Source organism: Asticcacaulis solisilvae (assembly GCF_052327315.1).
Classification (GTDB): domain Bacteria; phylum Pseudomonadota; class Alphaproteobacteria; order Caulobacterales; family Caulobacteraceae; genus Asticcacaulis; species Asticcacaulis solisilvae_B.
In genome coordinates, this window is record NZ_CP166196.1 from 1472041 (window position 1) to 1498846 (window position 26806).

Here is a 26806-nt window from a genome sequence, read left to right on the forward strand (position 1 = left end):
TCTCTTTCCGGCGGAAAGACGGCGAAGACAGCCGGCCTTACTGCGCCCAGCTGTCCTCGCCCGTAATGCCGCCGTCGACATGGGTGATCGTCATCTTCTGATAGCTGAAGGTGACGATGACGACGGGGTCGAGCACCTTGTCCTCGGTCTGGTCGACGATCTTCAACGACGTGATGCGGGCATTGCTCAGGTGGATCGTATCGCTGTTGACATCGACGCCGATTCCGTTGGCGGCATTGGTCTGCGGCGCCCAGCGCTGGAACTCGACATCGGTCAGGTTTTCGCTTGAGTTGGCAGCCGCCACGAGAAGCGGCGTCGCCTTGGACCAGCTGAGCGTGAAGCTGATGCCCTGGTGGAGGCGGCGGCCGGTCGCCATGCCCGCGGCGTCGGCGCCTGCGGTCATCCCGTAATCGATCGAGCGCACGGTGCTCCAGCCCTCATGCCCCTTCTGCATGGCGTCGCCTTTGATCTCGCCCGTTTTCTGGCCCTTGATCTGCAGGAAGCCCTGTTCGGCATGAGCGCCGGCCGCCAGCAGAAAAGCAGCCGTGGCAAAAAGCCCGATGATACGGTTACGCATGGTACCCTCCCTGTTGTGAAAAACCCCGTTATGCGACAATGTCACGCCGGGCAGAGGGACGCAATGCGAATCGTTAACGGGTAATTTCACTGGAAACATTGCCGACTTGTAACTTGACGGCGGCAAAAGAGGGTTCAGTAAATTCCGTCAACCTTTACGCTTTTTCATAACGAGGCCGCCATGATGCTCTCCCGCTCCACCGCCATCGCTCTTGTCCTTGCCGTCATGCCCCTGGCTTCACAGGCCAAGCCTGCCGCCCCCGTCGTCCATGACGTCGACCTGGGCGGCATGGACAAGACGGTCAAGCCGGGCGACGATTTCTACAAGTACGCCAACGGCGCGTGGCTGAAGACGGCGCAGATCCCCGCCGACCGGTCATCCTACGGCCCGGCGGTGGTGCTGATCGAAAAGACCAACACGCAGGTGCGCGAGCTGATCCAGAATGCGGCGAAAGGCACGCCGGCCAAGGGCTCGGACGCGCAGAAGGTCGGCGACTACTATGCCAGCTTCATGGACGAGGCGAAGATCGAGGCCGACGGCCTGAAGCCGCTGCAACCCAATTTCGAGGCGATCAACGCCCTGACGGACAAGGCGTCGCTGTCGGCCTATCTGGGGACGACCCTGCGCGCCGACGTCGACGCGCTGAACGCCACCGACTTCTATACGGACAACATCTTCGGCCTGTGGGTGCAGCAGGGCTTCAACGACCCGGACCACAACGTGCCCTACCTGCTGCAAGGCGGCCTGGGCATGCCCGACCGCGCCTACTATCTCGACGATTCGCCCAGGATGGCCGAGCTGCGCACCAAGTACCAGGCCTATATCGCCACGGAGCTGAAGCTGGCCGGCCTGACCGACGCCGACGCGCGGGCCGCCCGCATCTTCGCGCTGGAAACCAAGATCGCGCAGACCCACGCCAGCCGCGAGGATTCGGAAGACGTGCAGAAGGCCAACAATCCGTGGACGCGCGCCGACTTCGCGGCGAAGGCGCCCGGCCTCGACTGGGACGCCTATTTCAAGAGCGCGGGGCTGTCGGGCCAGCAGGGCTTCATCGTGTGGCATCCGACCGCCGTCACCGGCATCTCGGCCCTGGTGGCCAGTGAGCCGCTCGACGTGTGGAAGGACTACCTGACCTATATGACGATCGATCATTACGGTCCCTACCTGCCCAAGGCCTTTGTCGATGCGCGCTTCGCCTTCTTCGGCACGGCGCTGCAGGGCACGACGCAGATTTCCGACCGCTGGAAGCGCGCCATCGGCGCCACCAACGGCGCGGTCGGCGAAGTCGTCGGCAGGCTTTATGTCGCGAAGTATTTCCCGCCGGCGGCCAAGGCCAAGATCGAGGCCATGGTCCAGGACGAGCTCAAGGCCTATCACACGCGCATCGAAAAGCTGACCTGGATGTCGCCGGACACCAAGGCGAAGGCGCTGGCCAAGCTGCAAACCCTGCATATCGGCGTCGGCTATCCCGATAAGTGGGTCGACTATTCCAAGCTTGAGATCGTGCGCGGCGACGTCATCGGCAACCTCAAGCGCGCCGAGCTGTTCGATTATCAGCGCAACCTGGCCAAGCTGGGGCAAAAGCCCGACCGCGACCAGTGGGTGATGACGCCGCAGACGGTCAACGCGGTCAACCTGCCCCTGGCCAATGCGCTGAACTTCCCGGCGGCGATCCTGCAGGCGCCGTACTTCGATCCGCAGGCCGACGCCGCCTATAATTTCGGCGCGATCGGCGCGACCATCGGCCACGAGATCAGCCACAGCTTCGACGACCAGGGCAGCCAGTTCGACGCGCAGGGCCGCCTGCAGAACTGGTGGACGCCGGACGACTTGAAGCACTTCCAGGGCGCGTCGGCCAAGCTGGCGGCGCAGTACGACAAGTACTGCCCGTACAGCGACCTGTGCCTGAACGGCAAGCAGGCCTTGAGCGAGAATATCGCCGACGTGGCGGGGCTGTCGGCGGCGTACGACGCCTACAAGATGTCGCTGCACGGCAAGCCGGACGTGGTCAAGCGCGGCCTGACCGGCGACCAGCGCTTCTTCATCGCGTTCGCCCAGTCGTGGCGCCAGACCGAGCGCGAAGCGGCGCTGCGCCAGCAGATCAAGACCGACGGCCATGCGCCGGATGAGTACCGTGGCGATACGGTGCGTAACCTGGACGCCTGGTATCCGGCGTTCAAGGTGACGGCCGAGCAGAAGCTGTATCTGAAGCCGGAGGACCGCGTTCAGGTGTGGTGATTTTGTGTTGATATCGCGTTTCGCTCCCTTATGGTTGTTGCAACCATAAGGGAGCGGGCGCGTGGTTGAGATTCGTAATAGGGGTGAACTTGCAGCTTTTCTTAACGGGAAGCTGGCGGAATTGGCGCCCATTATCGCAGTTCGCGCCGCGCTCAGGATTTTTCCGTTGTCGCGCGATCGAGAGCAGTCTGGCAACTCGCTTCTGCCCACTGCTCGCGCGCTATTTGTTTCAAGAACGGCGCTTCAATATGACTGTCGGGACGCCATAGACTCGGCACTGGTAGCTGCAAGCGCGTTAAAAACGGTAGGTTCAGCCATATACGCCACACGTGCAGCCGCAGCGACATACGCTCTCGGTAAGCACCTTGGTATAGGTGACGCTATGGAGACGGTTGAGGCGGTCGCTGATGCTGCCTATAGCTCAGGTAACTTGCGCAATGTCGCCTATAATGAAGCCTACCAACGAAGCCTCTTAAGCGCTCGTGAAAGTCTATCGGAAAGCGAAGCCAGGGGTGACGCTTCGTCGTTTGCGTCGGACGGGGTGCTTTCATCGTCAAAAGGGGCCCGGCGGGCCATTTGGAAGTCTGTTGAGGATGATGTTTCTTTTTTGGTACGGGAAGTCGGTGATCTATATTCCGCGCACCGGCTTCTGTTGGCGCCCTTATGGATGGGGAGGCCATATCGAAATATCCTGATCTGCTGGGAAAATCTGAAGAGGCAACTTTTAGCCTCTCCGCAGATGAATTGGCAGCCGTGGGGGGAGTGGTATGATGCCTGCCTGCGTGGGGGAACGACTGCTTTTTCCGAGCTTACCGAGCGGGAAAATGCCGCCTTTTGTATGCGTCTGTCTGCTGAAACGAACGGCTTTTGGAGCCGTGAAATTCAAGTAGTCAATAGAGATATCCTCGATCGCCTGGCCGCTTTGCGCATACCGGCTATTCCTGAGCAAATGGCTGGGCCGTTGGAGACGTTTGAGCGCCAGGGTAAAGTAGCGCGACAACCGTCTTCACCGCCGGACGATCCGAAAGGAACGCTTCATTCGGCGCGGCAGGCTCTAATCGAGTCTATCGATGATTTCGAGACGACATTTCCAACGCACAACCATGCTGGTCTTCGATGTGCTTTCGTCCGGCTGCGTGATGGCCTTGGGGCAGACTATGACTCTTTCGACGTTATCCGGGTCGGCTCCGCAGCCGAGCGCCTCCAAGGATTTGCGCTTAAGGCTGACGAGATTTTCTTACCCGACATGGCAGTTGAGGTCGTGGCGTTCAACGTCAACCTTGGGCGAACGCTTGCCAGTGCTGAGATTTGGGCGGACTTCTGCAAAGGTCTAAATAGCGATATCGATCCGACGGAGCGGGATATTGGTGCTGTCAAGGATGTCGCTTCGGCACTGATGAAGACCGATGCACTGGAAGACGAGGTCAAGCTGGAACTGGATTACGAAATGTTGGCGGCGGACTGGGAGGACGGACGCCCGCGTGAGCGCAAGATATTGACGCGCGGTGTGATGAACGTTCTGGCGACCATGAGCAGGATTGCCCTGGATGGATTGAAAGCCGGAGGTCGTGCGTTAGGCGACGGTGTGAAAGAAGGGCTCAAGAGAGGCTCTGAAGCTGTCGTCGTTGGCATCTTTATGATGATGTCAGCCCAGCTATACCAACTTGCGGGACAGTCACCGATGTTTGCATTCCTCGCTCCAGTCCTGAACTATCTCAGCGGCTTTGGAAAAAAGTCGTAGATAACTACTTCGGCCCTCCCCATTTATGGGGAGGGGGGACCGCCGAAGGCGGTGGGCGGGGCTTTCTATAGGGGATAGATGCGCAACATTCGGAAGGACGCGAAGATAAGTGCCGCGCGGCGGCTGCGCAAAGCCATGACGAAGCCTGAGGTATGGTTATGGTTGCGGCTGAGGACGCGGACTTCGGATGGATTGGTTTTTCGCAATCAGCATCCGCTGGGGCCGTACGTGCTTGATTTTTACTGCGCAAAGGCAAAGCTTTGTATCGAGGTTGATGGTTCGGACCATACGCGTGAACGGCAGATCGCCAAAGACGCCGTGCGCGATGCGTGGCTTGAGGCGCAAGGTATTGCTGTGCATCGGATTATAGCCGGGGAGTTGCTCGCGGACCCGGATGAGACGGCGGACGCCGTCGTTGCGATTGCTTTGAATCGTGTCGAGATGCTGAAATTGAGGAAAGAGGCCCCGCCCACCGCCTTCGGCGGTCCCCCCTCCCCGTAAACGGGGAGGGCCGAAGTCATCCTCGCTTCTTTGACTTGCGTGGTGTGCACTTGCGCTCTAAACGCATCGGCGAACTTTAGCAGGCTGAACACGAATGTCCGAAGAGCTCCATATTCTCTGCACCGACCGCGACGGGGTCGAACATAATCTGCCGGCGCTGGAAGGCTGGCGCGTCATGGAGATCATCCGCGACAACGGCCTGCCCATCAAGGCCGAGTGCGGCGGCGCGCTGGAATGCGCCACCTGCCACGTCTATGTCGACCCCGACTGGATCGGCAACCTGGTGCCCAAGTCCGACGAGGAAGACGAAAAGCTCGACGAAGCCTTCATGGTCAAGCGCAACTCGCGCCTGTCGTGCCAGATCCTGATGCGCCCCGATCTCGACGGGCTGAAAGTCACGCTGGCGCCGGAAACGGACTGAGGCTACAGCTTTCACAGAAATGACACAGGCGACGGATAGACCGTCCTGATCGTTGATATGGTGGACGGCATGAAATTCAAGGCACTCGTTTCGACGCTCGTTATCGGTTCGGTGATCGCCTCACAAGCTTTTGCGTGGGGCTCTGCCGGGCACCGCATGATCGGCGAGGAGGCCATGCGCGGCCTGCCGTCCTATCTGCCGGCCTTCCTGCGTACGGCCAAGGCCATCGCCGATGTCGGTGAATACTCGCGCGAGCCCGACCGCATGCGCGGCGCCAGCAAGCCCGGCGACAACGACCGTCTGCCGGCGCACTTCATCAACCTGGATGACGACGGCAAGATCGCCGGCATGACGCTGGACCAGCTGCCGGCCAACCGCACCGATTTCGACGTCAAGATCCGCGCCGCCGGCAGCGACCCGTACGAAGCCGGCTATCTGCCTTACGCCCTGGCCGACGCCTATGCCCAGGTCGCCAAGGACATGGCCTACTGGCGCGTCCTGACGCTGATGGAGCAGCACGAGGCCGACAAGACGAAGAAGGCCTGGTATCATGCCGACCGCCTGCGCCGCGAAGAGGTCATGCTGCGCGATATCGGCTTCCTCGGCCACTATGTCGGCGACGCGTCGCAGCCGCTGCATGTCACCATGCACTATAACGGCTGGGGCAAGTATCCGAACCCGGACGGCTATACGACCGATCCTATCCACGGGCCGTTCGAAGGCGTCTTCGTCAACCATAACGTCACGACAGCCGACGTCCGCGCCAGGCTGGGCGAATACACGCCGTGCACGCAGAAGCCCGAGCAGTGCCTGGACGCCGAAATCCTGGCCGCCAACGCCCAGGTCATCCCGCTGTACAAGATGCAGAAGGCCGGCGACCTGGTCGACGGCAATGCCGACATGAAGGCCTTCGTGACGACACAGCTCGGCCTCGGCGCCACCACCCTGCGCAACGCCCTGGTCGATGCCTGGCGCGATTCCAAGTCGGTCAAGGTCGGCTATCCCGCCTTCGTCTATGACGACTTCGTCGCCGGCAAGGTCGAAAATCCGTGGGTGTCGTTGTATGGCGGGGACTGAGTCCGCGATGCTGCAGTTCGGTGAGCGCGTATCCAGCGAGGACTATCGCCCGCGCCAGGGCGCCTACGGCATCCTGGTGCGCGACGGCCGTATCGCCGTCGTCCAGGTCGGCTATGCGAAATTCACCTACGACCTGCCGGGCGGCGGCATCGACGAGGGCGAGACGCCGGAACAGGCGCTGAAGCGCGAATATCTCGAAGAGACGGGCCTTGAGGTCAAGGTCGGCGCGCTGATGGCCGAGTTCAACCATTACATGGTCCACGACGACGGCACGCCGTACAACAATCATGCGCGTGTCTATGAGGTCGAGTTCGTGCGCGAGCGCCCGCAGGCCAAGGTCGAGGACGACCACGAACTGGTCTGGTTCCCGCCGCTGGAGGTCATCAAGCGGCTGAAGCGCGAAGGCTATGGCTGGGCCATGGTGCGCTGGATACGCCGCGAAACTTGATAGCGGTAACGGGGCGCGCTATGCATTGGTCAAACCAATAAGGAGAACGCCCCGATGCCGATTCGCTTTTCGAGTGCTGCCGCCCTGTGCGCGCTTGCCGTCCTGAGCTTCGCCACCCCCATGGAGGGCATGGCCCGCGCCAGGGCGCATCCGGTCGCCACCGCCAAACCCGCGCCCGCGAAACAATGGGTGGCTGCCTGGGCGACCTCGACCATGATCGCCGAAGGCAACAACACCCTGCCGGCGGAAGACCTGACCGACGCGACCCTGCGCCAGATCGTCCGCGTCACCTCGGGTGGGGACCGCATCCGAATCCGCCTGTCGAACGCCTTCGGCACGCAGCCCTTGCAGATCGCGGCTGTTTCGGTGGCGCGCCCGAAGACCAATGCCGGAGCCGCGGTCGATCCGGCCACCGTCCATGCCGTGACCTTCGAAGGGCAGGCGGCGGTGACCATTCCCGCCGGCGCCGACTATGTCTCCGATCCGGTCGATATGCCGGTCAAGGGCCTCGACGACCTGGCGATCTCGATCTACCAGCCCGACGCGCCGCAGGTCCTGACCAGCCATCCGGGCTCGCGCGCAACATCCTATTTCGTTCATGGCAACCATGTGTCGGACGCTGACCTGACGACGCCGAAGACCGCCGACCGCTGGTATGAAATCGCCGGGCTCGAGGTCGAGGGCACGCAGACGCTAGGCGCCATTGCCATTGTCGGCGACTCGATCACCGATGGCTACGGCGTGAAGCCCAACACCAACCTGCGCTGGCCCGACGCCCTGATGGCGCGGCTACAGGCGGCCGGCATGCCGCTGTCGGTGCTCAACTTCGGCATCGGCGGCAATCGCCTGCTGCTCGACGGTCTTGGCCCGAACGCCCTGGCGCGGCTCAACCGCGACGTCTTCAGCCAGCCGGGCGTCAAATACCTGGTGGTGTTCGAAGGCGTCAACGACCTGGGCACCCTGACGCGTGACGCGCCGGTCTCGCCGGAAGGCCATGCCGCCCTTGTGACGCGTATGGAGCAATCCTATCGCCAGTTGATCGACCAGGCCCATACCCACGGCCTCAGGGTCATCGGCGCGACCATCACGCCCTATATGGGCAACACCTATTACCATCCCGACGCGTCGAACGAGGCCGACCGCCAGGCGATCAACGCCTGGATCCGCACGCCGGGGCGTTTCGACGCGATCATCGACTTCGACGCCTTCGCACACGATCCGGCCAAGCCCGACCAGCTGCTGCCGGCCTATGATTCCGGCGACCACCTGCACCCGGTGGCGGGCTATCCGGCCATGGGCAATTACGTCGATCTGAAGCTGTTCAAGTAAGGCAGGCAAGTAAGCCCCCCGCCACCGCCCGTAGCTTTAGCTGCGGGTGGTGGCGGGGTTTCTCGCTTACTTTACGGTCGACGCCTCAGGATAAACTCGTCATCCAGCGTCTCGCCGACGGCGAACTTGTATTCGCCCACGCGCTCGAAGCCGTACGCACCATAGAGTGTCTGCGCCTTCAAATTCTCGCTCCACACGCCGATCCACTGCGGCGCGGACGGGTAGGTGTCCTCCATCCAGCCCATGGCAACGGTCAGCAAGTGCTTGCCCCACCCGCGGCCCTGGACGCTGGAATGGACATAGATGCGCTTCAGCTCGCCATGCGCCGCCGGATCGGCCTCGTCATGCGGCAGCCCGACCGGCCCGCATTGCAGATAGGCCAGCGCCCGGCCGTCATCGTCCACGGCCAGCCGCCAGAATTGCGCCGGATCGGCAATCTCGGCCGCCACCGTATCGGCCGCATACGACTTCATCAGAAAGGCCTGAAGGTCTTCCGGCGGATAGAGATGCCCAAAGGTCTCGCTGAAGGTCGAGGCCGCCAGTTCGGACAGGGCATCCAGATGTTCGGTCGTGGGGGCGATCAGGTGCATGGCCTGTGATAGACGAGGCCGAGGGCTTCGGTCCAGCTTGCTGTTCGGTGTTGCGTTTCCCGCCGTCTCGGTTAGCGTGAACGCATATCGAGGGGGACTATGGACGAGATTTCGAAGCTCCAGGCAACGCTGTCGGAACGCGACACGCCGGAAACCGTGCTTAAACTGATCAAGGACGTTTTGCCGCCAACCCAGGCCCGGCATGTTTTCCCGCGCTTTCAATCGATTATCGATTTTGCCCTCAAGCAAAGGTTCGGCTGGTCGTCGATGGCGACCACCTTCATCGCGCCCGCGTCTGCCGCGCGGCAGGTCGCAAAGGGGCGGGAGCTGACGTCGCTATTCCTGCACGATGCGCCCAGGCTCAACATGGCGATCGAAAGCGAAGACAGCATGGCGGCGCTCGATAGTTTTATCGACGCATTTGACGAGCTGATCGGCAAGACGCGTGGGCAGTCGGATTTCCGCAGCGACCGCCTGGATCGGGCGGGGCGCAAGGCACTGGGTCTGTCTCGGCGGCGCTATTCGAAGCTGTTTCGTCTCGGCAGCCGTCTGGAACGCAAGGCGGCGCGGCTTCGTGAGGCGTACCGGCAACGCGCGCTTCTGCTGGTCGGAAAGGCCGCGTTGGCGCCGCGCCTGACGGTCAATGACTTTGGCGGCGATATCGCGTCGGCGGCCTTCGTGGCCTATTACGCGGCGCGGATGAAGCTGCGCAGCGAGTTCACGATCAGCGGGCAGCAGAAGCCCTTCGACGAAATCAGCGCGGCCTTGCTGGGGGTATGCGAAGGCAATCCATCGACAAGCTGGTGGGCGATCGCCCACGTCTTTCCGCGCGCCGACGTGCTGGAGCGGCTGAATGACACGCAACGCGGACAACTGCTCGGTATCTGGTTCGATATTCTGCAAGAGCTGGCGGACAGACTGGATGAAATCCGTGTCCGCACGGACATCAATGTCGAAACCATGATCGTCAAGCGCGGCAACGATTCCAGTACCTGGAACCTGCTGGCCGGCGCCTGGAACCGGGCGCGCGACCATTGGATCGCGCTGGTCATGGCAATGGGGATGGAAAGCCTCTTCGACACCTTCCTTCCGGGAAAGGTCATGAAGCTGATTGCGGCGGACGTGGCCGCCTGGCATCGTGTGAGTGGCAAGGGGCTGCATCCCGATACGCAGGCGTGGCTGGCCCTGCCTGCGCCGTGGCTTGTCCTGCGCGGGGAGCGTTCCTGCACGCGATCCGATATCGAAGCGGTCTGCCGGCAATGCGGGATCGATCCGGAAGCGTCGGGATGGGCGGCGCCGAAGGCTTTGACCCAGGTTGCTGTCTTCAAGCCGACGCCAGAACTGGTTCACGGCGTGACCGTCAGCAATCCCTATCTGGCGGACTATCTGCGGCGCGTTGGCGTCTTCAGCGGCAAGCCGTTGCGGCCAGGGTCGGTTGACAAGACGCAGTAGTTTTGTTCGATTGGCGATGCTGCCCGGTAGCTCAGTGGAAGAGCGGTCGGCTCTTACCCGACTGGACGCTGGTTCGAGCCCAGCTCGGGCAGCACCTCTCAAACCTAGCTAGAACGCAGCCTTGTTGGCTTCGAAGACCGCCTTGAGGGTTTCCGGCTTGCGGCCGGTCAGGGTTTCAATGTCGCTGCTGACCCGATCGAAATCGCCCTGGCGCGTCGCGGTGTCGAACGACACGAAGGTCGGGATCAGGACGTCGGGGAAGCCGGCGTGCTTCAGGCCGTCGGCCAGTTGCTCGTCCGTGACCTTGACGACATTGAGCGGCTTGCCGGTGACTTCGCGGGCGATCGCCGCCATCTGGTCGGGCGACACCGCTTCCGGCCCGGTGATGTCCAGCGTCTGGTTCGCTGCCGGCTTCGACAGGGCGGCCGCGGCGGCACGGGCGCAGTCGTCGTGCGCGACATAGGGGATCACGCCGTCGCCCGAGGCCGTGTACCAGTTGCCCGAAGCAAACGCCGCCGGCAAGCTGTGCAGCAGGTTTTCGGCGTACCAGGCGTTGCGCAGGATGGTGTAGGCCAAACCCGACGCCTTGATAGCCTTTTCCGTGCCGAGGTGGTCCGGCGCGAACAGCACGGCCGAGGTCTCCGGGTTCGGCATGGAGGTATAGACGACCTCTTTCACGCCCGCGGCCCTGGCGGCATTGACGGCGTTGGTGTGCTGTTCCAGGCGCTTGCCGGGGACGCCCAGCGCATCGGTCGAGATGATCAGCACGCGGTCGACACCTTTGAACGCGGCTTCGAGCGACGCGGGGTCGTCGAAATCGGCGCGGCGGGCTTCGGCGCCCTTGGCCGTGAGATCGGCGAGTTTCGACGGGTCGCGCGACGCGGCGATGACCGTGTTGCCGCCTTGCTCAAGCAACAGATTGACGACGTGGCGGCCCAGCTTGCCGGCGGCGCCGGTGACGAGAAGCGTGCTCATGGCTTTATCTTTCTTAAAAGTCTCAAAAGTAGACTAGTATGCAAATAGAGACTATTATGCGGGTGTAAAGACGGCAGTTTGAAAGCACCTGGTTACCTGGAGGGAACCTATGGACGGGCATATCACCCCGCAGATGCGCGCGATTTTCACTGATATGATGGCGATGGTGACCGACCGCACCATGGACGCAGGCTCATGTCCCGTGCGCGACATCATGGATCATATCGGCGATAAGTGGTCCAGCCTTTTGCTGTTCGCGCTGGCGGCGCGTCCGCATCGCTTCGGGGAACTGAAACGCGCCGTGCCCGATATTTCGCAACGCATGCTGACCCAGTCCCTGCGCGACCTGCAGCGCGACGGGCTGATCAGCCGGCATGTATTTGCGACCGTGCCGCCGAGCGTGGAATATCGGTTGACGCCGTTGGGAGAGAGTCTGATGCCGGCCCTTTTTGGGCTGATGAGTTGGGCGAACGCCAACCACACGCGCATCAGGGCGTCGCGCGCGGCGTTCGACGTGCAGAGGGTGGAAGAGGCGGTTTAGGGAGGGAAGGGGAAGCAAGAAACCCCACCACCACATCTCCTTCGCCGTTGCTTGCGCAACGCTCAGTCGTGCGGTCCCCCTCCCCATTTTCTACGAAAACGGGGAGGTGCAAGTAAAGGCGGTTCGGTATTTTTGTACCTCCCCGTTCGGAACGAATGGGGAGGGCGGGGCGGCCCGTGCCGGACCGCCCGGAGCGTAGCGAAGGGTGGTGGTGGGGTTTCTTGCTTTCTTTACTTCCCCAACGCTTTCCACGCATCCGTAAACGCCTTGGCCTTGGCGAACGCAATCTCGGCCGTATCGCCCGGCTTGTAGACGCTCGACCCGATGCCGAAGCCGGCGGCGCCGACGTCCAGGTATTCCTTCATATTGCCGGGTTCGACACCGCCGACCGGAAAGACCGGCATGTCCTTGGGCAAGATGGCCTTCAACGCCTTCAAGCCCTTGACGCCTGCCAGTTCGGCCGGGAACAGCTTCAACGCATCGGCGCCGGCGTCGATCGCCGTAAAGGCTTCGGTCGCGGTGAAAAAGGCCGGGAACGAAATCAGGCCCAGCGCTTTAGCGCGTTTGATCACCGCCGGATTGGTATTGGGCGAGATGCAGATCTGGCCGCCGACGCTCGCCAAAGTATCGACGTCCTCGACCTTCAGCACGGTGCCAGCGCCGACGATGGCGGCCTTGCCAAACGCCTCGGCCATCAGCTTGATGCTCTCGAACGGCTCGGGCGAGTTGAGCGGCACCTCCAGCACCTTGAAGCCGGCGGCGACGATCTGCTCGCCGACGCTCAAGGCTTCCGCCGGAGTAATGCCGCGCAGGATCGCGACGAGCGGCAGGGTGTTCAGCGTATCCTGCCAGCGTTCGATAAGCGTCATATCAGTTTTCCTTGTTGCGCCATGGCCCACAGGCCGGCGGCAGAGGCGTCGTCGCCGTCGTGGCGGGTGATCTGCGTGAAGCCGGTGTGCTTCAGCGCGCGTTCGTACAGGTTGACCAGGGTGCCGTCGCCGATCAGGCCGACGGGGCGTACGCCGTGGCGGCCGATCTCGGCGCGGATTTCCGACCCGATCAGCAGGCCCGACAGGTACGAAGACAGGCTTTCCGGCTTGATGTGGCCGAACAGGCCTTCGGTGCGCACCGAGAAGACCAGCGACAGGAACGACTTGTCTTCCAGGGCGCGATCGACGCCCAGCAGGAAGGCGTCGGCATCGTCGATATCGTCGGTCATCAGGTCGCCGAGGATCGAATTGCGCTTCAGCACCTGGAACATTTCGCCGGTCATGTAGCTCGAGAAGCCGGTGATCTTGCCGCCCTCGACCTGCGCCCACTTGCAGTGCGTGCCCGGCAGGACGTAGGAGCAGTCGCCGGCCTTGGTCGCCAGGCCGTAGATCTGGGTTTCCTCGCCACGCATGACGTTGAGCAAGCCCTTGTGGTCGGCCTCGGCCGACAGGCCGGGCACGATCTTGGCCTTAAGCTTGTCCGACGGCGTGGTGACGATGCCGGCGACGATCTCGGGCAGGCCGGCAGGGCAGTGGACGTAGGGGGCTTCCTGCCAGCCGGTGCGCGAGCCGACCATGCCGCACAGCAGGATCGGCAGATCCGGACGCGCGAAGTCTTCCTTCATGACCGAGGTCAGCGCCTGTTCGAAGGTCAGCACGCCCAGGTTCTTGAGACCGATATTGGCATTGTGGCGCGCGATGATTTCGCCGTCGGTCCCGAACAGGAAGAGGCGGAAATTGGTCGTGCCCCAGTCGGCGGCCAGAAGGGCGGGAGCGCTGTCGGTCATATCGATTCCATTTGGTGGGACTAGAAAAACGTTAGCGGTATCTAGCCCTTAAACTTTTGCGGCTCAAGGCCGGTATGGCCGCGCAGCAATTCACTTGGGATTTCGAACAGTGTCCCGCCTTCACGGTCTTCTGTTAAGCCTTCGGCGGCCGAAGTAACGAACAGGCGGTCGAGCTTTTCGCCGGCGAAGCACGGCGACGTCGTCTGCTTGGCGGGCAGGTCGATATGGAAGTCTTCGGTGCCGTCGGCTTTGAAGCGCGTGACGCGGCCGGGTCCCCAGTGCGCGATCCACAGACCGCCCTGCGCGTCGGCCGTCATGCCGTCGGGGCCGCCCATGTCGTCGGTGAACTTGATGAACAGCCGCTTGTTGGTCAGTTCGCCGTTGTCGTCGATATCGAAGACGTAGACTTCGCCGACAGCCGTGTCGGTATGGTAGACCGTGCGGTGGTCGGCGGTGAAGGCCGGGCCGTTGGCGATCTTGTACGGGCCATCGACCTCCTGGACGGTCAGGTCGACATTGAGGCGATAAAACGCTCCGGAGACTTTTTCGATCGGCTTGTGCATCGACCCCGCCCAGATGCGGCCCAAGCTATCGGCCTTGGCGTCGTTGAGCCGGTTTTCCGGCTCGTGCGGGTAGGGATTGGCGATGTGCTTGATGGTCAGGGGATCGAGCGTGACCTCGGCGAACCCGCTCATCAGGCCGGCGATAAAGCCGCCCTGTTCGCGCTCGATGACCCATGTGATGTGTTCGGGGAACTGCCAGGTGCGCGCGCTGTTATCGAGATAGTATGCGTGCAGCTTGTTGCCGAGGATATCGACCCAGTAGACGCAATTGTCGCGGCGCGACCAAAGCGGGCCTTCGCCCAGAATGGCGCCCGCGGGCGAGCGGCGGATGATATCTGGCATGGTTTCTCTCCGAAGTCTGATGTTTTGTCTTTCTTCGCCCTCCCTGCTTGCGGGGAGGGGGGACCACGCGAAGCGTGGTGGGCGGGGTGTTCTGGCAGATGAATTGGGCGCTGAATTAACCAGTAGATGGCGCTTGTGGTGTCTACCAAAGTGCCCCGCCCACCACCTTCGGCGGTCCCCCCTCCCCATAAATGGGGAGGGCGAAGTGCTTCCATTTTATTCGATCAGAAGTATGCGTGCGGCGATAGGTGTCCTACCACTCCCGCACATAACCGTCCGGACCGCGCCAGGCAGGGTTGCGCCACGGGGGGCAGTCCTTGGCCAGCTCACGGACCTTGTCCTCGTCGATCTCGATGCCGAGGCCGGGGCCGGTCAGCGCCTCGACATAGCCGTCCTTCACGTCGAACACTTCCGGGTTCTTCATGTAGGTCAAGAGGTCGTGGCCGTTGGTGTTGTAGTGGATGCCCAGGGACATTTCCTGGATGACGTGGTTGGGCGTGGCGATGGCCAGCTGCATGCAGGCGCCGAGCGCCAGCGGCCCCAGCGGGCAGTGCGGCGCGACCGAGACGTCGTAGGCTTCGGCCATGGCGGCGATGCGGCGGACTTCGGAAATCCCGCCGGCGTGCGACAGGTCGGGCTGGATGATGTCGACGGACGCGGCTTCGAAGAAGGGCTTGAAGTCCCAGCGGCTGTAGAGACGCTCACCCAAAGCGATCGGCGTTGTCGTCAGCTTCGACAGCTGGGCGATGCCTTCGGGGTGCTCCGACAGCAGCGGCTCCTCGATGAACAGCGGACGGATGGGCTCAAGCGCGTGCGCCAGTTGCTTGGCCATCGGCTTATGGACGCGGCCGTGGAAGTCGAGACCGACGTCGAGACCCAGCGCCTGGACCGAGGTCGCGCGTTCCAGCACGCCGTCGATCACCTTGGGCGAATCCAGCCAGGCCATGTCCTCGCTGGCATTCATCTTGATGGCGCTAAAGCCCTGGGCGATGCGCGCCTTGGCGGCGTCGACCACGTCCGACGGACGGTCGCCGCCGATCCAGGCATAGACCTGCACACGGTCGCGCACGCGCCCGCCCAGCAGTTCCCACACCGGCACGCCGAAACGCTTGCCCTTCAGGTCCCACAGCGCCTGGTCGAAACCCGAAAGAGCCGACATCAGCACGGGGCCGCCGCGATAGAAGCCGAGGCGGTAGAAGGTCTGCCACATGTCCTCGATGCGGCTGGAATCCTGGCCGATGAAGCGTTCGCGGATTTCGGCGAAGGTGGCTTCGACCGCTTCGGTATGGCCTTCCAGCGAGGCTTCGCCCCAGCCGACAGCGCCGTCGGCGGTCTCGACGCGCACGAACAGCCAGCGCGGCGGAACGGCGAAGGTTTCGATCCGGGTGAGGGCGGCGCCCTTGGTGGTGAAGGTGCTCGAAGCCGGCATGGTATTCATCGTGAAGTCCTTGTGTCGCCCCCTTGACCTAGGCGCATGACGCCGCGAGGTCAAGAAAATTGTACTATAATATATCCAGACGCACGAGCCCCGATTTTCCGCCATCGGGACTCACATTAAGTTGACTTTACGTCCCATTATATTTTGCCCGTTATCTTGACGTTCGCGTAAACATCGCTCAGATAGTTCGCAGCATAATAAGGCGCATCGCCGGAGGATTCTCACCCCATGCCGACCCCTGAAAATTCAGCCTATATCTACGACCACGTGCGAAGCCCGCGCGGCAAGGGCAAGAAGGACGGAAGCCTGCACCAGATCACGGCGCTCGACCTGTCTGCGCAGGTACTGGCGGCGGTCCGCGACCGCAACGGGCTCGATACGACGCTTGTCGACGACGTGTCGTGGGGTTGCGTGACGCCGGTGGGTGAGCAGGGCGGGGACATCGCCCGGGCGGCCGTCCTGGCGGCGGGCTACGACCAGTATACGGCCGGCGCCCAGGTCAATCGTTTCTGCGCCTCGGGCCTGGAAGCCGTCAATATCGCCGCCGCCAAGGTGGTGTCGGGCGAAGCGACCATGGCGATCGGCGGCGGCGTCGAATGCATGAGCCGCATCCCCATGGGGTCTGACGGCGGCGCGTGGGCGATCGACGTGGCGGCGGCCTTCCCGCAGCATTTCGTGCCGCAGGGCGTGTCGGCCGACATGATCGCCACCAAGTGGGGTTTCTCGCGCACCGACTGCGACGCCTTTGCCGTCGAAAGCCACAAGCGCGCGGCCAAGTCCTGGGCCGAGGGCCGCTTTAAAAAGTCGGTCCTGTCGATCAAGGACCAGATGGGTGTCACGGCGCTCGACCACGACGAGACGATCCGCCCGACGACGGACATGCAATCGCTGGGCGGTCTCAACCCGTCCTTCCAGGCCTTTGGCGAAATGGCCTTCGACTCGGTCATCCAGCAGCGCTATCCCGAGGTCGAGCGCGTCAACCACGTCCATACGCCGGGCAATTCGTCGTCGATCGTCGACGGGGCGGCCGCCGTGCTGGTGGGCTCGAAGGAAGCCGGCAAGCTGTCCGGCCTCAAGCCGCGTGCCCGCATCCTCGGCACCGTGTCGATCGGCTCCGAGCCGTCGATCATGCTGACGGGCCCGTCCTTCGCCACCGAAAAGCTTTTGAAAAAGCTCGGCATGGCCGTCTCGGACATCGATATCTACGAGCTCAACGAAGCCTTTGCCTCGGTCGTCCTGCGCTACATGCAGGTCCTCGACATCCCGCACGACAAGCTGAACCCCTGCGGCGGCGCCATCGCCATGGGCCATCCGCTGGGCGCGACCGGCGCGATGATCCTGGGGACACTGGTCGACGAACTGGAACGGACCGGCAAATCGACGGGCCTGGCGGTCCTGTGCGTCGGCGGCGGCATGGCCACCGCCACCGTGATCGAACGCGTGTAATCGGGCGAAGAGGGAGAAACGACCATGGAAAACTTCAAGACCGAACTCGACGCCGACGGCATCCTGCTCTGCACTTTCGACGTGCCGGGCAAAACGATGAACACCTTCACCAAGTCGGCCCTGGCCGATGTCGAAGCCATCGCCGCGCGCGCCAAGGCCGAGGCCGACATCAAGGGCGTGGTCATCACGTCGGGCAAGACGACCGGCTTCTGCGCCGGCGCCGACCTGGAAGAAATGATCGGTGGCGCCTGGGAAACCGGCGGAAACCTGACGGGTGAAGCGCTGCTTAAAGCCAATTTCGACGCGGCGTTCGAGATGAACCGCGTCTATCGTCTGCTCGAAACCTGCGGCAAGCCGGTGGCGGTCGCCATCAACGGCCTGGCGCTGGGCGGCGGGCTGGAACTGTCGCTGGCCTGTCACTATCGCGTGCTGTCGAACGGACCCAAGGTCCAGGTCGGCCTGCCCGAGGTCAAGATCGGCCTGTTTCCGGGCGGCGGCGGCTCGCAGCGCCTGCCGCGCCTGATCGGCGCGCAGGCGGCCCTGATGGCCATGTCGGAAGGCAAGTCGTTCAAGCCGCAGGAGGCGCTGGGCGCGGGTGTGGTCGATGAGGTCACCGACGACGACAAGGTCGTCGAGGCCGCCAAAACCTGGATCAAGACCAAGGGTGACGCCGTCGCGCGCTGGGACAAGAAGGATTTCAAGATCCCCGGCGGCGGTCCCTACCATCCCACCGGCGCGCAGGTCTTCATGGCCGGCAACGCCCTGCTGCGCAAGCAATCCTACGGCAACTATCCCGCCGTGCTGAACCTGATGCACTCGGTCTACGAAGGTCTGCAACTGCCGTTCGACACGGCGATCAAGGTCGAGACACGCTTCTTCTGCAAGACGCTGGCGACGCCTCAAGCCAAGGCGATGATCCGTACCTTCTTCTTCTCGATGCAGGCCCTGGGCAAGGGCTCCGGCCGTCCCGCCGGTATCGCCAAGGCCGATTTCGGCAAGGTGGCGGTGCTGGGCGCCGGCATGATGGGGGCGGGCATTGCCTACGTCCAGGCCCTGGCCGGCATCGAAACCATCCTGATCGACCGCGACCAGGAGTCGGCCGACAAGGGCAAGGCGCACTGCGAAGACCTGCTGAAAAAGCAGGTGTCGCGCGGCAAGATGACGCAGGAAAAGGCGCAGGGCATCCTGGCGCTGATCACGGCGACGCCCGACTACGCCGCCATCGAAGGCGCCGACCTTGTGGTCGAAGCCGTGTTCGAGAACACCGAGCTCAAGGAAAAGGTCACCAAGGACGCCGAGGCGCAGCTTTATAAGGGCGCCAAGGCCGATACGGCGATGTTCGGTTCCAACACCTCGACCATTCCGATCTCGATCCTGGCCACGGCGTCGCAGAAGGCCGACAAGTTCATCGGCATCCACTTCTTCTCGCCGGTCGACAAGATGCTGCTGGTCGAAATCATCCGTGGTGACAAGACCTCGGACGAGACGGTCGCCAAGGCGATCGACTATGCGCTCAAGATCAAGAAGACGCCGATCGTGGTCAACGACAGTCGTGGCTTCTTCGCCAACCGCTGCTTCATTCCGTTCACCGCCGAAGGCATGATGATGTGGGCCGAAGGCATCGCGCCGGCCATTGTCGACAATGTCGGCCGCATGACCGGCATGCCGCGCGGGCCGCTGGAAATGCTCGACGACGTGGCTCTGGACCTCATGGTCAAGATCACCGCCGAGATGGCCAAGGCCGATCCGGATTACAAGCCGATCCCGGGCGAAAAGGAAGTCGCCCAGATGGTCGCCGACGGCCGTTACGGCCGCAAGAACGGCAAGGGCTTCTACGACTATCCCGCCGACAAGGGCGGCCAGAAGGTCCTGTGGGACGGCGCCAAGTCGATGTTCCCGGCAACGCTCACCGAAGCCGATCCGAAGACGGTCGAAGAGTTGAAGAAGCGTCTTCTGTACGTCCAGGCGGTGACGGCCGCGCGCTGTTTCGAGGAAGGCGTGATCACCGATCCGCGCGAAGCCGATGTCGGCTCGATCCTCGGCTGGGGCTTCGCGCCATGGTCGGGCGGGATCATCTCGCTGATGGACGCGATCGGGATTGCGGAGTTCGTGGCGGAACTCGAGCGCATGGAAAAGGCGTACGGCGAACGGTTTAAAGCGCCGCAGTTGCTGCGTGACATGGCCGCCAAGGGCGAGACCTTCTACTCGCGCTTCGGCAAGACCGAGACGGCGAAGGCGGCGTAAGTTTTTGCACCTCCCCGTTTTTCGCAGAAAAATGGGGAGGGGGAACGCACGACTGAGTGTTGCGGAAGCAACGGCGAAGGAGATGTGGTGGTGGGGTTTCTTGCTTCCAACCACACACCTGAAATTCAAAGAAAGCAAGAAACCCCACCACCACCCTGCGCTGACGCTCCGGGCGGTCCCCCTCCCCATCGCCCTACGCTAATGCTTCGGGCGACGGGGAGGTGCAAGTCAGCTTTTTTCTCCCCGACCGACGGTTTCGGCCCTTGCGTGCGTGTCTCCTGACATGCACTACTCCTGCGCATAAACGCGCAAGGTTAAGCGCCAACGATCATCCAGGGATGCCACCCATGTTCGACCGCCGTACCGTGATGGGCTTTACCGCCATGCTGGCCGCCTTGCCGGGGCTGGCCAGGGCACAAGCCGGACAAGCCAACGCGCAAAATACCCAACAGGAAGGCCTCCCGATCGCGCCGACCTCCGGGCCGGGCGTCCGGCCATCGCTGCCGTTGTTCGATATCTGGCCCGGCGACGCGCCCGGTGGCGAGCACGTTACAGCCGAGGAAAAGGTCGTCCTGCGCAAGCCCGGCGGCGATCCCAACGACACGGCCTATTACCATGTCAAGAAACCCTGGCTGATCGTCAAGAAGCCCGAAAAGCCCAATGGCGCCGCCGTACTGATCGCACCTGGTGGTGGCTATGTCCGCGTCGCGGTGTCGAAGGCCGGCAGCGATATCGACGCCTGGCTGGCGGGGCTCGGCTATACCGTCTTCACCATGGACTACCGCCTGCCGGGGGACAACTGGGCGGCCGGGCCCGACGTGGCGCTGCAGGACGTACAGCGCGCCATCCGCCTGATCCGTTCGAAAAGCGCGGACTTCGGCCTCGATCCGGCGCGCCTGGCGGTCATGGGTTTCTCGGCGGGTGGCCATGTGGCGGGGCTTGCGGCGACGCGGTTTGCCGACGCATCCTACGCGCCGATAGACGCCGTCGACAGCCTGTCCGCCAAGCCGACCGTCGTCGCCATGTGCTATCCGGTGGTGACGGCGACCCTGCCATACGCCCATATCGGCTCGGTCAACGAACTGATCGGCAAGACGCCCACCGACGAGCAACGCGTACGCGCCTCCGTAGAAAAACATGTACCGGCCGACGCGGCGCCGACCTTCGTCTGCGGCACGACCGATGATCCTGTCGTGCCCATGCACAACGCCATGCTGATGTACGAGGCGCTCAAGGCGCAGAAAATCCCGTCGGAACTGCACCTGTATGAGGGCGCGACCCACGGCTTCCCCCTGCACGACAAGGCCGGCAACGTCCAGCCCTGGGCCCTGACGGCGCTGGCCTTCATGGAGCGCCACGGGCTGAAGGCCGGATAATCAAAAGAGACGGTTAAAAAGCCGGGGGAGAACGGCGTCCTGTTCAGGAATTGTTAGCCGTGACAGCCCTACTGTCGCGGACAGATTTCAGACTTCGACAGGGCCTTTCGATGCTTTTCAGATCCCGTTCCGCGGCACAGACCGCGCAACAGCCTGAGACGACACCGGCGTATGAGCCGCGTTTTGAAGCCGCGCCGCCGGCCGTGGACGACTCTGCCGAAAAGCTGCGCAAGGTCATCGCCACCATTTCCGATATCGGGGGCTCGCTGGGGCTTGAGCTGGTGTCGGTCGCCGGCACGATCGACGATGTCGTCGCCCGCCACGCTGGCCAGGTGTCCAAGCTGCATGAACTGGCCGAAGCCGCCGAGCAGGTCGCCCAGCAGAATGCCGACGTCGTGGCCACGGCCCGCCAGGCCGAAGCTGCCCTGGAAGCGTCGGCCCGCCAGACGCGCGAACGCGTCGAAGGCACCATGCAGGCCATGTCGGCCTGGGTGCAGAGCGCCGAAAACGCCATGGCCAATATCGCCAGCCTGGAAAAGTCGCTGGGCAGCGTCGACTCCATCGCCAAGTCGATCGAAACCATCGCCGCCAATACCAACCTCCTGGCGCTCAACGCCACGATCGAGGCGGCGCGGGCTGGCGAGGCCGGCCGGGGCTTCGCGGTCGTCGCCACCGAGGTCAAGGCGCTGTCGGAACAGACGCGCGTCGCCTCGCGCCAGATCCAGGAAACCATGGGCGCGCTGACGCGTGAATTCGCCGCGCTCAACGACATCAGCGCCAATAATCTCAAGATGGCGCAGTCGATGTCGGGGCAGTCGGGTGAGACCGGCACGTCGCTGTCGGCCGTCAGCCAGGCCTTCGAATTCGCGCGCGGCACGGTCGAAGCCGTGTCGGCCAACGCTGCCGCCATCGAAAGCACATCGCGCCAGGTGCGCGCCGACGCCAGCCTGCTGGCCGAGGACGTGGGCGCGCTCGACAAGCTGCTGGGCGAGGGCGGCAAAAGCCTCGACAAGGTCGCCATGACGGGCGAGTCGATCATGCAGGCGGCCTCCGGCGCCGGCGTGTCGTGCGCCGACAGCCACTTCATCGACATGGCCAGCAATGCCGCGGCCAAGATCAGCGCCCTGTTCGAAAAGGCCGTGGCCGACGGCGCGATCACGCTCGATGCCCTGTTCGACAAGCGTTACGAGCCGATCAAGGGCTCCGATCCCGTCCAGCATATGACGCGCTTCGTGTCGCTGACCGACCGCCTGTTGCCGGATATCCAGGAAGCGGTCTTAAGCAGCGACAGCCGCATCGTCTTCTGCGCCGCGGTCGACACCAACGGCTTCCTGCCGACGCATAACCGCAAGTTCTCGCAACCCCAACGCCCGGGCGAAACGGCGTGGAACACGGCCAATTGCCGCAACCGCCGCATCTTCGGCGACCGCGTCGGCAAGCGGGCAGGGGCCAATAACGGCCCGACGCTTGTCCAGGCCTATCGCCGCGACATGGGCAATGGCGTCTTCGCCATGATGAAGGACATTTCCGCGCCGATCATGGTCAATGGCCGGCATTGGGGTGGGTTCCGGATCGGCGTGAAGCTGTAAGCGCTGAAGTAAGCAAGAAACCCCACCACCACCCTGTGCTAACGCTCCGGGCGGTCCCCCTCCCCATCGCTTCGCGACAGGGAGGTACAAGAAGGGCAGATTCGAACCTCTTGTGCCTCCCCGTTTTCGCAGAAAATGGGGAGGGGGACCGCACGACTGAGCGTTGCGAAGCAACGGTGAAGGAGATGTGGTGGTGGGGTTTCTTGCTTGATCCTCGCGAGGACCTAATCGATTTCCATAGTTCTTCTCGCTTGCCTTGGCCGGTCGTTCCCCGGCATACGGGAGGCTGCGAAAGGACTATCCATGAAAGACATCACCCGCCTGACCTCGGCCACGCTCGGCCGCGAGCATTCGCGCCGCGCCGTCAATGTCGGCGTCGAACGCGGCTCGACCGTGCTGATGGAAAGCGCCGAAGTCCTTTATGACGACGACATCAAGCCGACCTATGGCACCGACGGGCTTTCGACGCAAAACGAACTGTGTCGCCTGATCGCGGAACTGGAAGGGGCGGAACAGTCGTTTATCCTGCCGACAGGACTGGCGGCGCTGACCGTGCCGATGTTCGCGGTGCTCAATGCCGGCGATGAAATCCTTGTCGTGAACTCTTGCTATGCCCCCGTGCGCCGCTTCGTCGAAACTCAGCTGAAGCGCTATGGCGTCGCCGCGCGCTATTACGACCCGCGCCTGTCGCCCGACGAAGTGATTGCGCTGGCCTCGCCGCAGACCAAGCTGATCTATGTCGAAAGCCCCGGGTCGCTGACCTTCGACATCCAGGACATCCCCGGCATCGCCCGCGCCGCCAGGGCCAAGGGCATCCTGACGCTCTGCGACAACACCTATGGCGCCGGCGTCCTGTTCAAGCCGCTGGAACACGGCTGCGATATGAGCATGCAGGCGCTGACAAAGTACGTCGGTGGTCACAGCGATATCCTGATCGGTTCGGTCAGTGTGACCGACAAGGCCCTGGCCAAGAAGATCTACGCCACGCAGAAGGCCTGGGGTTTCTTCACCTCGGCCGACGAAAGCTATCTGGCGATCCGCGGCATCCGCTCGCTGCACCTGCGCCTCAAGCAATCCGGCGAGTCGGCCTTGAAGATCGCGCGCTGGCTGGAAGGCCGCCCGGAAGTCGCGCACGTCGTTCATCCGGGCCTCGAAAGCCATCGCGGCCACGACGTCTTCGCCCGCGATTTCTCGGGCTCCAACGGCCTGTTCATGGTGATCTTCAAGGGCGGGGACGAGACAAAGTCCCAGGAATTCCTCAACAGGCTGACCCTGTTCGGCCTGGGCTTCAGCTGGGGCGGGTTCGAAAGCCTGGCGGTCTATTGCGAGCCGCAGATCAAGAGCCGCGTCAAGCTAAGCAACGACGACGACTGGCTGCTGTCGGGTTCGGCAATCCGCTTCTATGTGGGGCTTGAGGATGCCGACGACCTGATCGGCGACATCGAAAACGCCCTCACAACGTTCGGCTGAGGCCGATCGACAGGGTCGGGCGGTCGCGGTTCCACGACGCATAGGCGTGCCAGTTGTTGACGCTGGCGCTGATGCCCATCTTCGGCGTCATCTGGTACCAGATGCCGATATTGGTGTTGAGCGAGTCCACGCCGCCGCGCTGCTTGTGGTAGCTGAGGCTAAGCCAGCCCGACATGTTCTTGATCAGGCCGTGGCTCAATGAACCGTTGAGGCCATAGGACTTGCGCACGCTCGCGAAGTCGGCGTCGCTATAGTCCATGCCGAGCGACGTGCCGACACCAAGCACGGTGCGTGACGCTGTGACCTGATAGGTCAGGCCGGAATCGTTATATTGCGGCAGGGTACCCGGGTAGACGCGGTATGTCGCCTGGTAGCGGATCGACGTTTTACCCAATGACTGGCGATAGCCGGCGTAGACTTGATCCTGGCTGTCGCTGCCCAGATTCGTATCGACGGTGCTGATGCCGGCGCCGTAGAAGGCGTCGGCCTTTTCGCCGGACAGATTGAAGCCCAGCTGGGGCTTCTTCATGATGACGCCGTTGATCACCGCCGAGGTCGACAGGCTGATCGAGGCGCGCAGGGTCGCCGGCTTTTGCCAATAGTCGGGATCGCCCGGATTGCTGCTGTCAGCCCAGGCCAGTCCGGGCACCAACGCCAGAAGAGGAATACATACAAGATACCGCATGACACCGCTTATACACGGCGTTGATATCGATTTCACTAAACGACAGGCTGAATCGAAATTAACTTTTAGATCGTTGTTTTTGCGGGTTAATCAGGCCGTTTCCGGGAGCGGAACATCTTGGAGTAGCGGCGTTTCAGGTAGCGCAGTTGAATTGCCCGAAAAGGCGGCATCATCGTCAATGCGCCGCCTATGGCCCCCGAAATCCCGCCGCTGCCGATACATACGAACGGGGCATTTGTGCGGGTAGGCAGGACATAAAGAACCAAAAGCGGAAACGCGAAGGCAGTAATCCACGGAATGCAAAGGATCAGGCGATCGCGCAGGGTTTCGGACATAAAAGAGCTCCGGAAGATGCGAAAAGGTTATCGCGATTTCCGGCAGGGCGCAATTACAGGTCGAATGTTCCGCGTTTCGTGGCAAAGGCGTCGCCCGCGGTGCTGAACTCCGACTTCAGCCGCGCCACCAAGTCAGCAACCGGCAGCACCTCGCGAATCGAGCCCACGCCCTGGCCGGCCGACCAGATCGTCTTCCACGCCTTGGCCTCGGGGCTGAGTTCGTGCGCCATGTCGATCTTGTGCTTCGGATCCTTCGCAGCCGCCGGATCGAGCCCGTTCTGAATCAGGGACGGGGTCAGGAAGTTGGCGTTGATGCCTGAAATCGCATCCGTATAGGTGATGTCCTTGGCCGAGGTTTCGAGCAGCATCTGCTTGTAGCCGTCGTCGGCGCGGGCTTCGGCTGTGGCGATAAAGCGCGTGCCCATATAGGCGAGGTCGGCGCCGGCCATCAGGGCGGCGGCCACGTCCTGGCCGGTCGACATGGCGCCCGACAGCAGGATCGTCCCCTTGAAGAAGCTGCGGATTTCGTTGAGCAGGGCGAACGGATGCTGCGTGCCGGCGTGACCGCCGGCGCCGGCCGACACCAGGATCAGCCCGTCGACCCCGGCCTCCATGGCCTTCTGCGCGTGGCGGGCATTGATGATGTCATGGAAGACGATGCCGCCATAGCTGTGGACGGCGTCGACCACGTCTTTTACCGCGCCGAGCGACGTGATGACCAGCGGCACCTTGTGTTCGACCGTGATGGCGATGTCGGCCATCAGCCGCGTATTGGTATTGTGGACGATCAGGTTGACACCGTAGGCCGCGTCGTCGGCCCCCAGCGCGGCCTTGATCTCCGTAAGCCACTCGGCATAGCCCTCGGATGTGCGCTGGTTCAGCGCCGGGAAGGTGCCGATCATGCCGGCCTTGCACGTGGCGATGACCAGTTCGGGGCCGGACACCAGGAACATCGGCGCGGCGACGGCGGGAAAGCGCAGGTTGCGCGAGAGCGGGGCAGGGATCATGCCCCAGTCATCTCAAAAATTGACGTTCACGTAAAGGGAAATTTGTGAGCGGGCTTTCTTGGGGGAGCCTTCTATGGCGTGGAAAAAGAATTCTTCGCCCTCCCCATTTATGGGGCGGGCGAAGGCATTGCTCTTCGCGATGCTTGCCAAACCTTGAGCCTGCGCTACATAAGCGCGATGAGCCATTATACCGACAACCTGACGCAGCTGGGCGCGGACGCCCGTCCCGCCGCCGATCCCGCGAACGCCACGCTGGAACGCGTGCCCAATCCGCACCCCGACATCGACTATGTCGCGCGCTTTACCGCGCCGGAATTCACCTCGCTGTGCCCCGTCACCGGCCAGCCCGATTTCGCGCATATCGTCATCGACTACGTGCCAGGCGACTGGCTGGTCGAATCGAAGTCGCTGAAACTGTTCCTGACCAGTTTCCGCAACCACGGCGCCTTTCACGAGGACTGCACCATCTATATCGCCAAGCGCCTGAAGGACCTGCTCGACCCGCGCTGGCTGCGCATCGGCGGCTTCTGGTATCCGCGCGGGGGCATCCCCATTGACGTCTTCTGGCAGACAAGCGAACCCTTGAAGGGCGTGCTGGTGCCGGACTTCGGCGTCCAACCCTATCGCGGACGGGGGTAAGGGGC

The 26806-nt window shown here is 62.9% G+C and carries 25 protein-coding genes and 1 tRNA gene; 16 read left to right on the top strand and 10 right to left on the bottom strand.

Translation table 11 applies throughout. The features are described from left to right. Positions 1–37: 37 nt before the first annotated feature. On the bottom strand, positions 38–577 hold the full coding sequence (gene tssD / locus AB8717_RS06685; RefSeq protein WP_443750259.1) for a type VI secretion system tube protein TssD: 540 nt from the start codon (positions 575–577) through the stop codon (positions 38–40). Positions 578–757: 180 nt separating this feature from the next. Here tssD and AB8717_RS06690 point away from each other — a divergent pair, with 180 nt between their 5' ends. The 7 genes from AB8717_RS06690 to AB8717_RS06720 all read left to right on the top strand — a co-directional run bounded on the left by AB8717_RS06690 (position 758) and on the right by AB8717_RS06720 (position 8332). Beyond that, entirely contained in the window at positions 758–2815 is a 2058-nt protein-coding gene (locus tag AB8717_RS06690) for a M13 family metallopeptidase (RefSeq protein ID WP_443750260.1), read from the top strand. A 61-nt stretch (positions 2816–2876) separates the two neighbouring features. Beyond that, positions 2877–4556 (top strand): hypothetical protein, encoded by a 1680-nt coding sequence (locus AB8717_RS06695; RefSeq protein WP_443750261.1) that lies wholly within the window; start codon positions 2877–2879, stop codon positions 4554–4556. Positions 4557–4634: 78 nt separating this feature from the next. Then, positions 4635–5057, top strand: coding sequence for an endonuclease domain-containing protein (locus AB8717_RS06700; RefSeq protein ID WP_443750262.1), 423 nt, complete (start codon positions 4635–4637; stop codon positions 5055–5057). Positions 5058–5151: 94 nt separating this feature from the next. Then, the gene (locus tag AB8717_RS06705; RefSeq protein WP_443750263.1) at positions 5152–5478 is read left to right on the top strand and encodes a 2Fe-2S iron-sulfur cluster-binding protein; all 327 of its coding nucleotides are present in this window, start codon (positions 5152–5154) and stop codon (positions 5476–5478) included. A 69-nt stretch (positions 5479–5547) separates the two neighbouring features. After that, positions 5548–6555, top strand: a complete 1008-nt coding sequence (locus AB8717_RS06710; RefSeq protein ID WP_443750264.1) for a hypothetical protein — start codon at positions 5548–5550, stop codon at positions 6553–6555. Positions 6556–6562: 7 nt separating this feature from the next. Continuing rightward, on the top strand, positions 6563–7003 hold the full coding sequence (locus AB8717_RS06715) for an NUDIX domain-containing protein (RefSeq protein ID WP_443750265.1): 441 nt from the start codon (positions 6563–6565) through the stop codon (positions 7001–7003). A 54-nt stretch (positions 7004–7057) separates the two neighbouring features. Continuing rightward, positions 7058–8332: an SGNH/GDSL hydrolase family protein gene (locus AB8717_RS06720; RefSeq protein ID WP_443750266.1), complete on the top strand. Its 1275-nt coding sequence runs from the start codon at positions 7058–7060 to the stop codon at positions 8330–8332. A gap of 71 nt (positions 8333–8403) precedes the next feature. On the opposite strand, the gene AB8717_RS06725 is transcribed toward AB8717_RS06720, so the two are convergent. After that, positions 8404–8922 carry a GNAT family N-acetyltransferase gene (locus AB8717_RS06725; protein WP_443750267.1) on the bottom strand — a complete coding sequence of 173 codons (519 nt, stop codon included), beginning with the start codon at positions 8920–8922 and terminating at the stop codon, positions 8404–8406. A gap of 99 nt (positions 8923–9021) precedes the next feature. On the opposite strand from AB8717_RS06725, the gene AB8717_RS06730 reads away from it, so the two are divergent. Then, the gene (locus AB8717_RS06730) at positions 9022–10374 is read left to right on the top strand and encodes a hypothetical protein (RefSeq protein ID WP_443750268.1); all 1353 of its coding nucleotides are present in this window, start codon (positions 9022–9024) and stop codon (positions 10372–10374) included. A 20-nt stretch (positions 10375–10394) separates the two neighbouring features. Next, positions 10395–10466: transfer RNA gene (locus tag AB8717_RS06735), tRNA-Lys, on the top strand. A 16-nt stretch (positions 10467–10482) separates the two neighbouring features. Here AB8717_RS06735 and AB8717_RS06740 read toward each other — a convergent pair. Continuing rightward, positions 10483–11349: an SDR family oxidoreductase gene (locus tag AB8717_RS06740; RefSeq protein WP_443750269.1), complete on the bottom strand. Its 867-nt coding sequence runs from the start codon at positions 11347–11349 to the stop codon at positions 10483–10485. 109 nt (positions 11350–11458) lie between these two features. Here AB8717_RS06740 and AB8717_RS06745 point away from each other — a divergent pair, with 109 nt between their 5' ends. Then, positions 11459–11890 carry a winged helix-turn-helix transcriptional regulator gene (locus AB8717_RS06745; RefSeq protein ID WP_443750270.1) on the top strand — a complete coding sequence of 144 codons (432 nt, stop codon included), beginning with the start codon at positions 11459–11461 and terminating at the stop codon, positions 11888–11890. Between the two features lie 230 nt (positions 11891–12120). Here AB8717_RS06745 and AB8717_RS06750 read toward each other — a convergent pair whose 3' ends face one another. The 4 genes from AB8717_RS06750 to dgoD form a co-directional block, all read right to left on the bottom strand. Next, the gene (locus tag AB8717_RS06750) at positions 12121–12759 is read right to left on the bottom strand and encodes a 2-dehydro-3-deoxy-6-phosphogalactonate aldolase (protein WP_443750271.1); all 639 of its coding nucleotides are present in this window, start codon (positions 12757–12759) and stop codon (positions 12121–12123) included. Further along, entirely contained in the window at positions 12756–13667 is a 912-nt protein-coding gene (locus AB8717_RS06755; protein WP_443750272.1) for a 2-dehydro-3-deoxygalactonokinase, read from the bottom strand. The genes AB8717_RS06750 and AB8717_RS06755 overlap by 4 nt, the downstream gene beginning before the upstream one ends. A 41-nt stretch (positions 13668–13708) precedes the next feature. Next, on the bottom strand, positions 13709–14572 hold the full coding sequence (locus AB8717_RS06760) for an SMP-30/gluconolactonase/LRE family protein (RefSeq protein ID WP_443750273.1): 864 nt from the start codon (positions 14570–14572) through the stop codon (positions 13709–13711). A 253-nt stretch (positions 14573–14825) separates the two neighbouring features. Beyond that, entirely contained in the window at positions 14826–16010 is a 1185-nt protein-coding gene (gene dgoD, locus AB8717_RS06765; protein WP_443750274.1) for a galactonate dehydratase, read from the bottom strand. A 228-nt stretch (positions 16011–16238) separates the two neighbouring features. Here dgoD and AB8717_RS06770 point away from each other — a divergent pair, with 228 nt between their 5' ends. From AB8717_RS06770 to metC, 5 genes are all read left to right on the top strand, one after another. Beyond that, on the top strand, positions 16239–17456 hold the full coding sequence (locus AB8717_RS06770) for an acetyl-CoA C-acetyltransferase (protein WP_443750275.1): 1218 nt from the start codon (positions 16239–16241) through the stop codon (positions 17454–17456). A gap of 24 nt (positions 17457–17480) precedes the next feature. Next, the gene (locus AB8717_RS06775) at positions 17481–19700 is read left to right on the top strand and encodes a 3-hydroxyacyl-CoA dehydrogenase NAD-binding domain-containing protein (protein ID WP_443750276.1); all 2220 of its coding nucleotides are present in this window, start codon (positions 17481–17483) and stop codon (positions 19698–19700) included. Between the two features lie 347 nt (positions 19701–20047). Beyond that, the gene (locus AB8717_RS06780) at positions 20048–21076 is read left to right on the top strand and encodes an alpha/beta hydrolase (protein WP_443750277.1); all 1029 of its coding nucleotides are present in this window, start codon (positions 20048–20050) and stop codon (positions 21074–21076) included. Between the two features lie 110 nt (positions 21077–21186). Beyond that, a complete protein-coding gene (locus AB8717_RS06785; protein ID WP_443750278.1) occupies positions 21187–22665 on the top strand; it encodes a methyl-accepting chemotaxis protein in 1479 nt (492 codons plus the stop codon). A 303-nt stretch (positions 22666–22968) separates the two neighbouring features. Then, on the top strand, positions 22969–24135 hold the full coding sequence (gene metC, locus AB8717_RS06790) for a cystathionine beta-lyase (RefSeq protein ID WP_443750279.1): 1167 nt from the start codon (positions 22969–22971) through the stop codon (positions 24133–24135). On the opposite strand, the gene AB8717_RS06795 is transcribed toward metC, so the two are convergent. From AB8717_RS06795 to AB8717_RS06805, 3 genes are all read right to left on the bottom strand, one after another. Beyond that, positions 24119–24820, bottom strand: a complete 702-nt coding sequence (locus tag AB8717_RS06795; RefSeq protein WP_443750280.1) for a hypothetical protein — start codon at positions 24818–24820, stop codon at positions 24119–24121. The genes metC and AB8717_RS06795 overlap by 17 nt on opposite strands. Positions 24821–24906: 86 nt before the next feature. Next, on the bottom strand, positions 24907–25155 hold the full coding sequence (locus AB8717_RS06800; RefSeq protein ID WP_443750281.1) for a hypothetical protein: 249 nt from the start codon (positions 25153–25155) through the stop codon (positions 24907–24909). 53 nt (positions 25156–25208) lie between these two features. Continuing rightward, entirely contained in the window at positions 25209–26162 is a 954-nt protein-coding gene (locus tag AB8717_RS06805) for an NAD(P)H-dependent flavin oxidoreductase (RefSeq protein ID WP_443750282.1), read from the bottom strand. A 177-nt stretch (positions 26163–26339) separates the two neighbouring features. Between AB8717_RS06805 and queF the strand changes: the two genes are divergently transcribed. Next, entirely contained in the window at positions 26340–26801 is a 462-nt protein-coding gene (gene queF, locus AB8717_RS06810) for a preQ(1) synthase (protein ID WP_443750283.1), read from the top strand. Positions 26802–26806 lie beyond the last annotated feature (5 nt).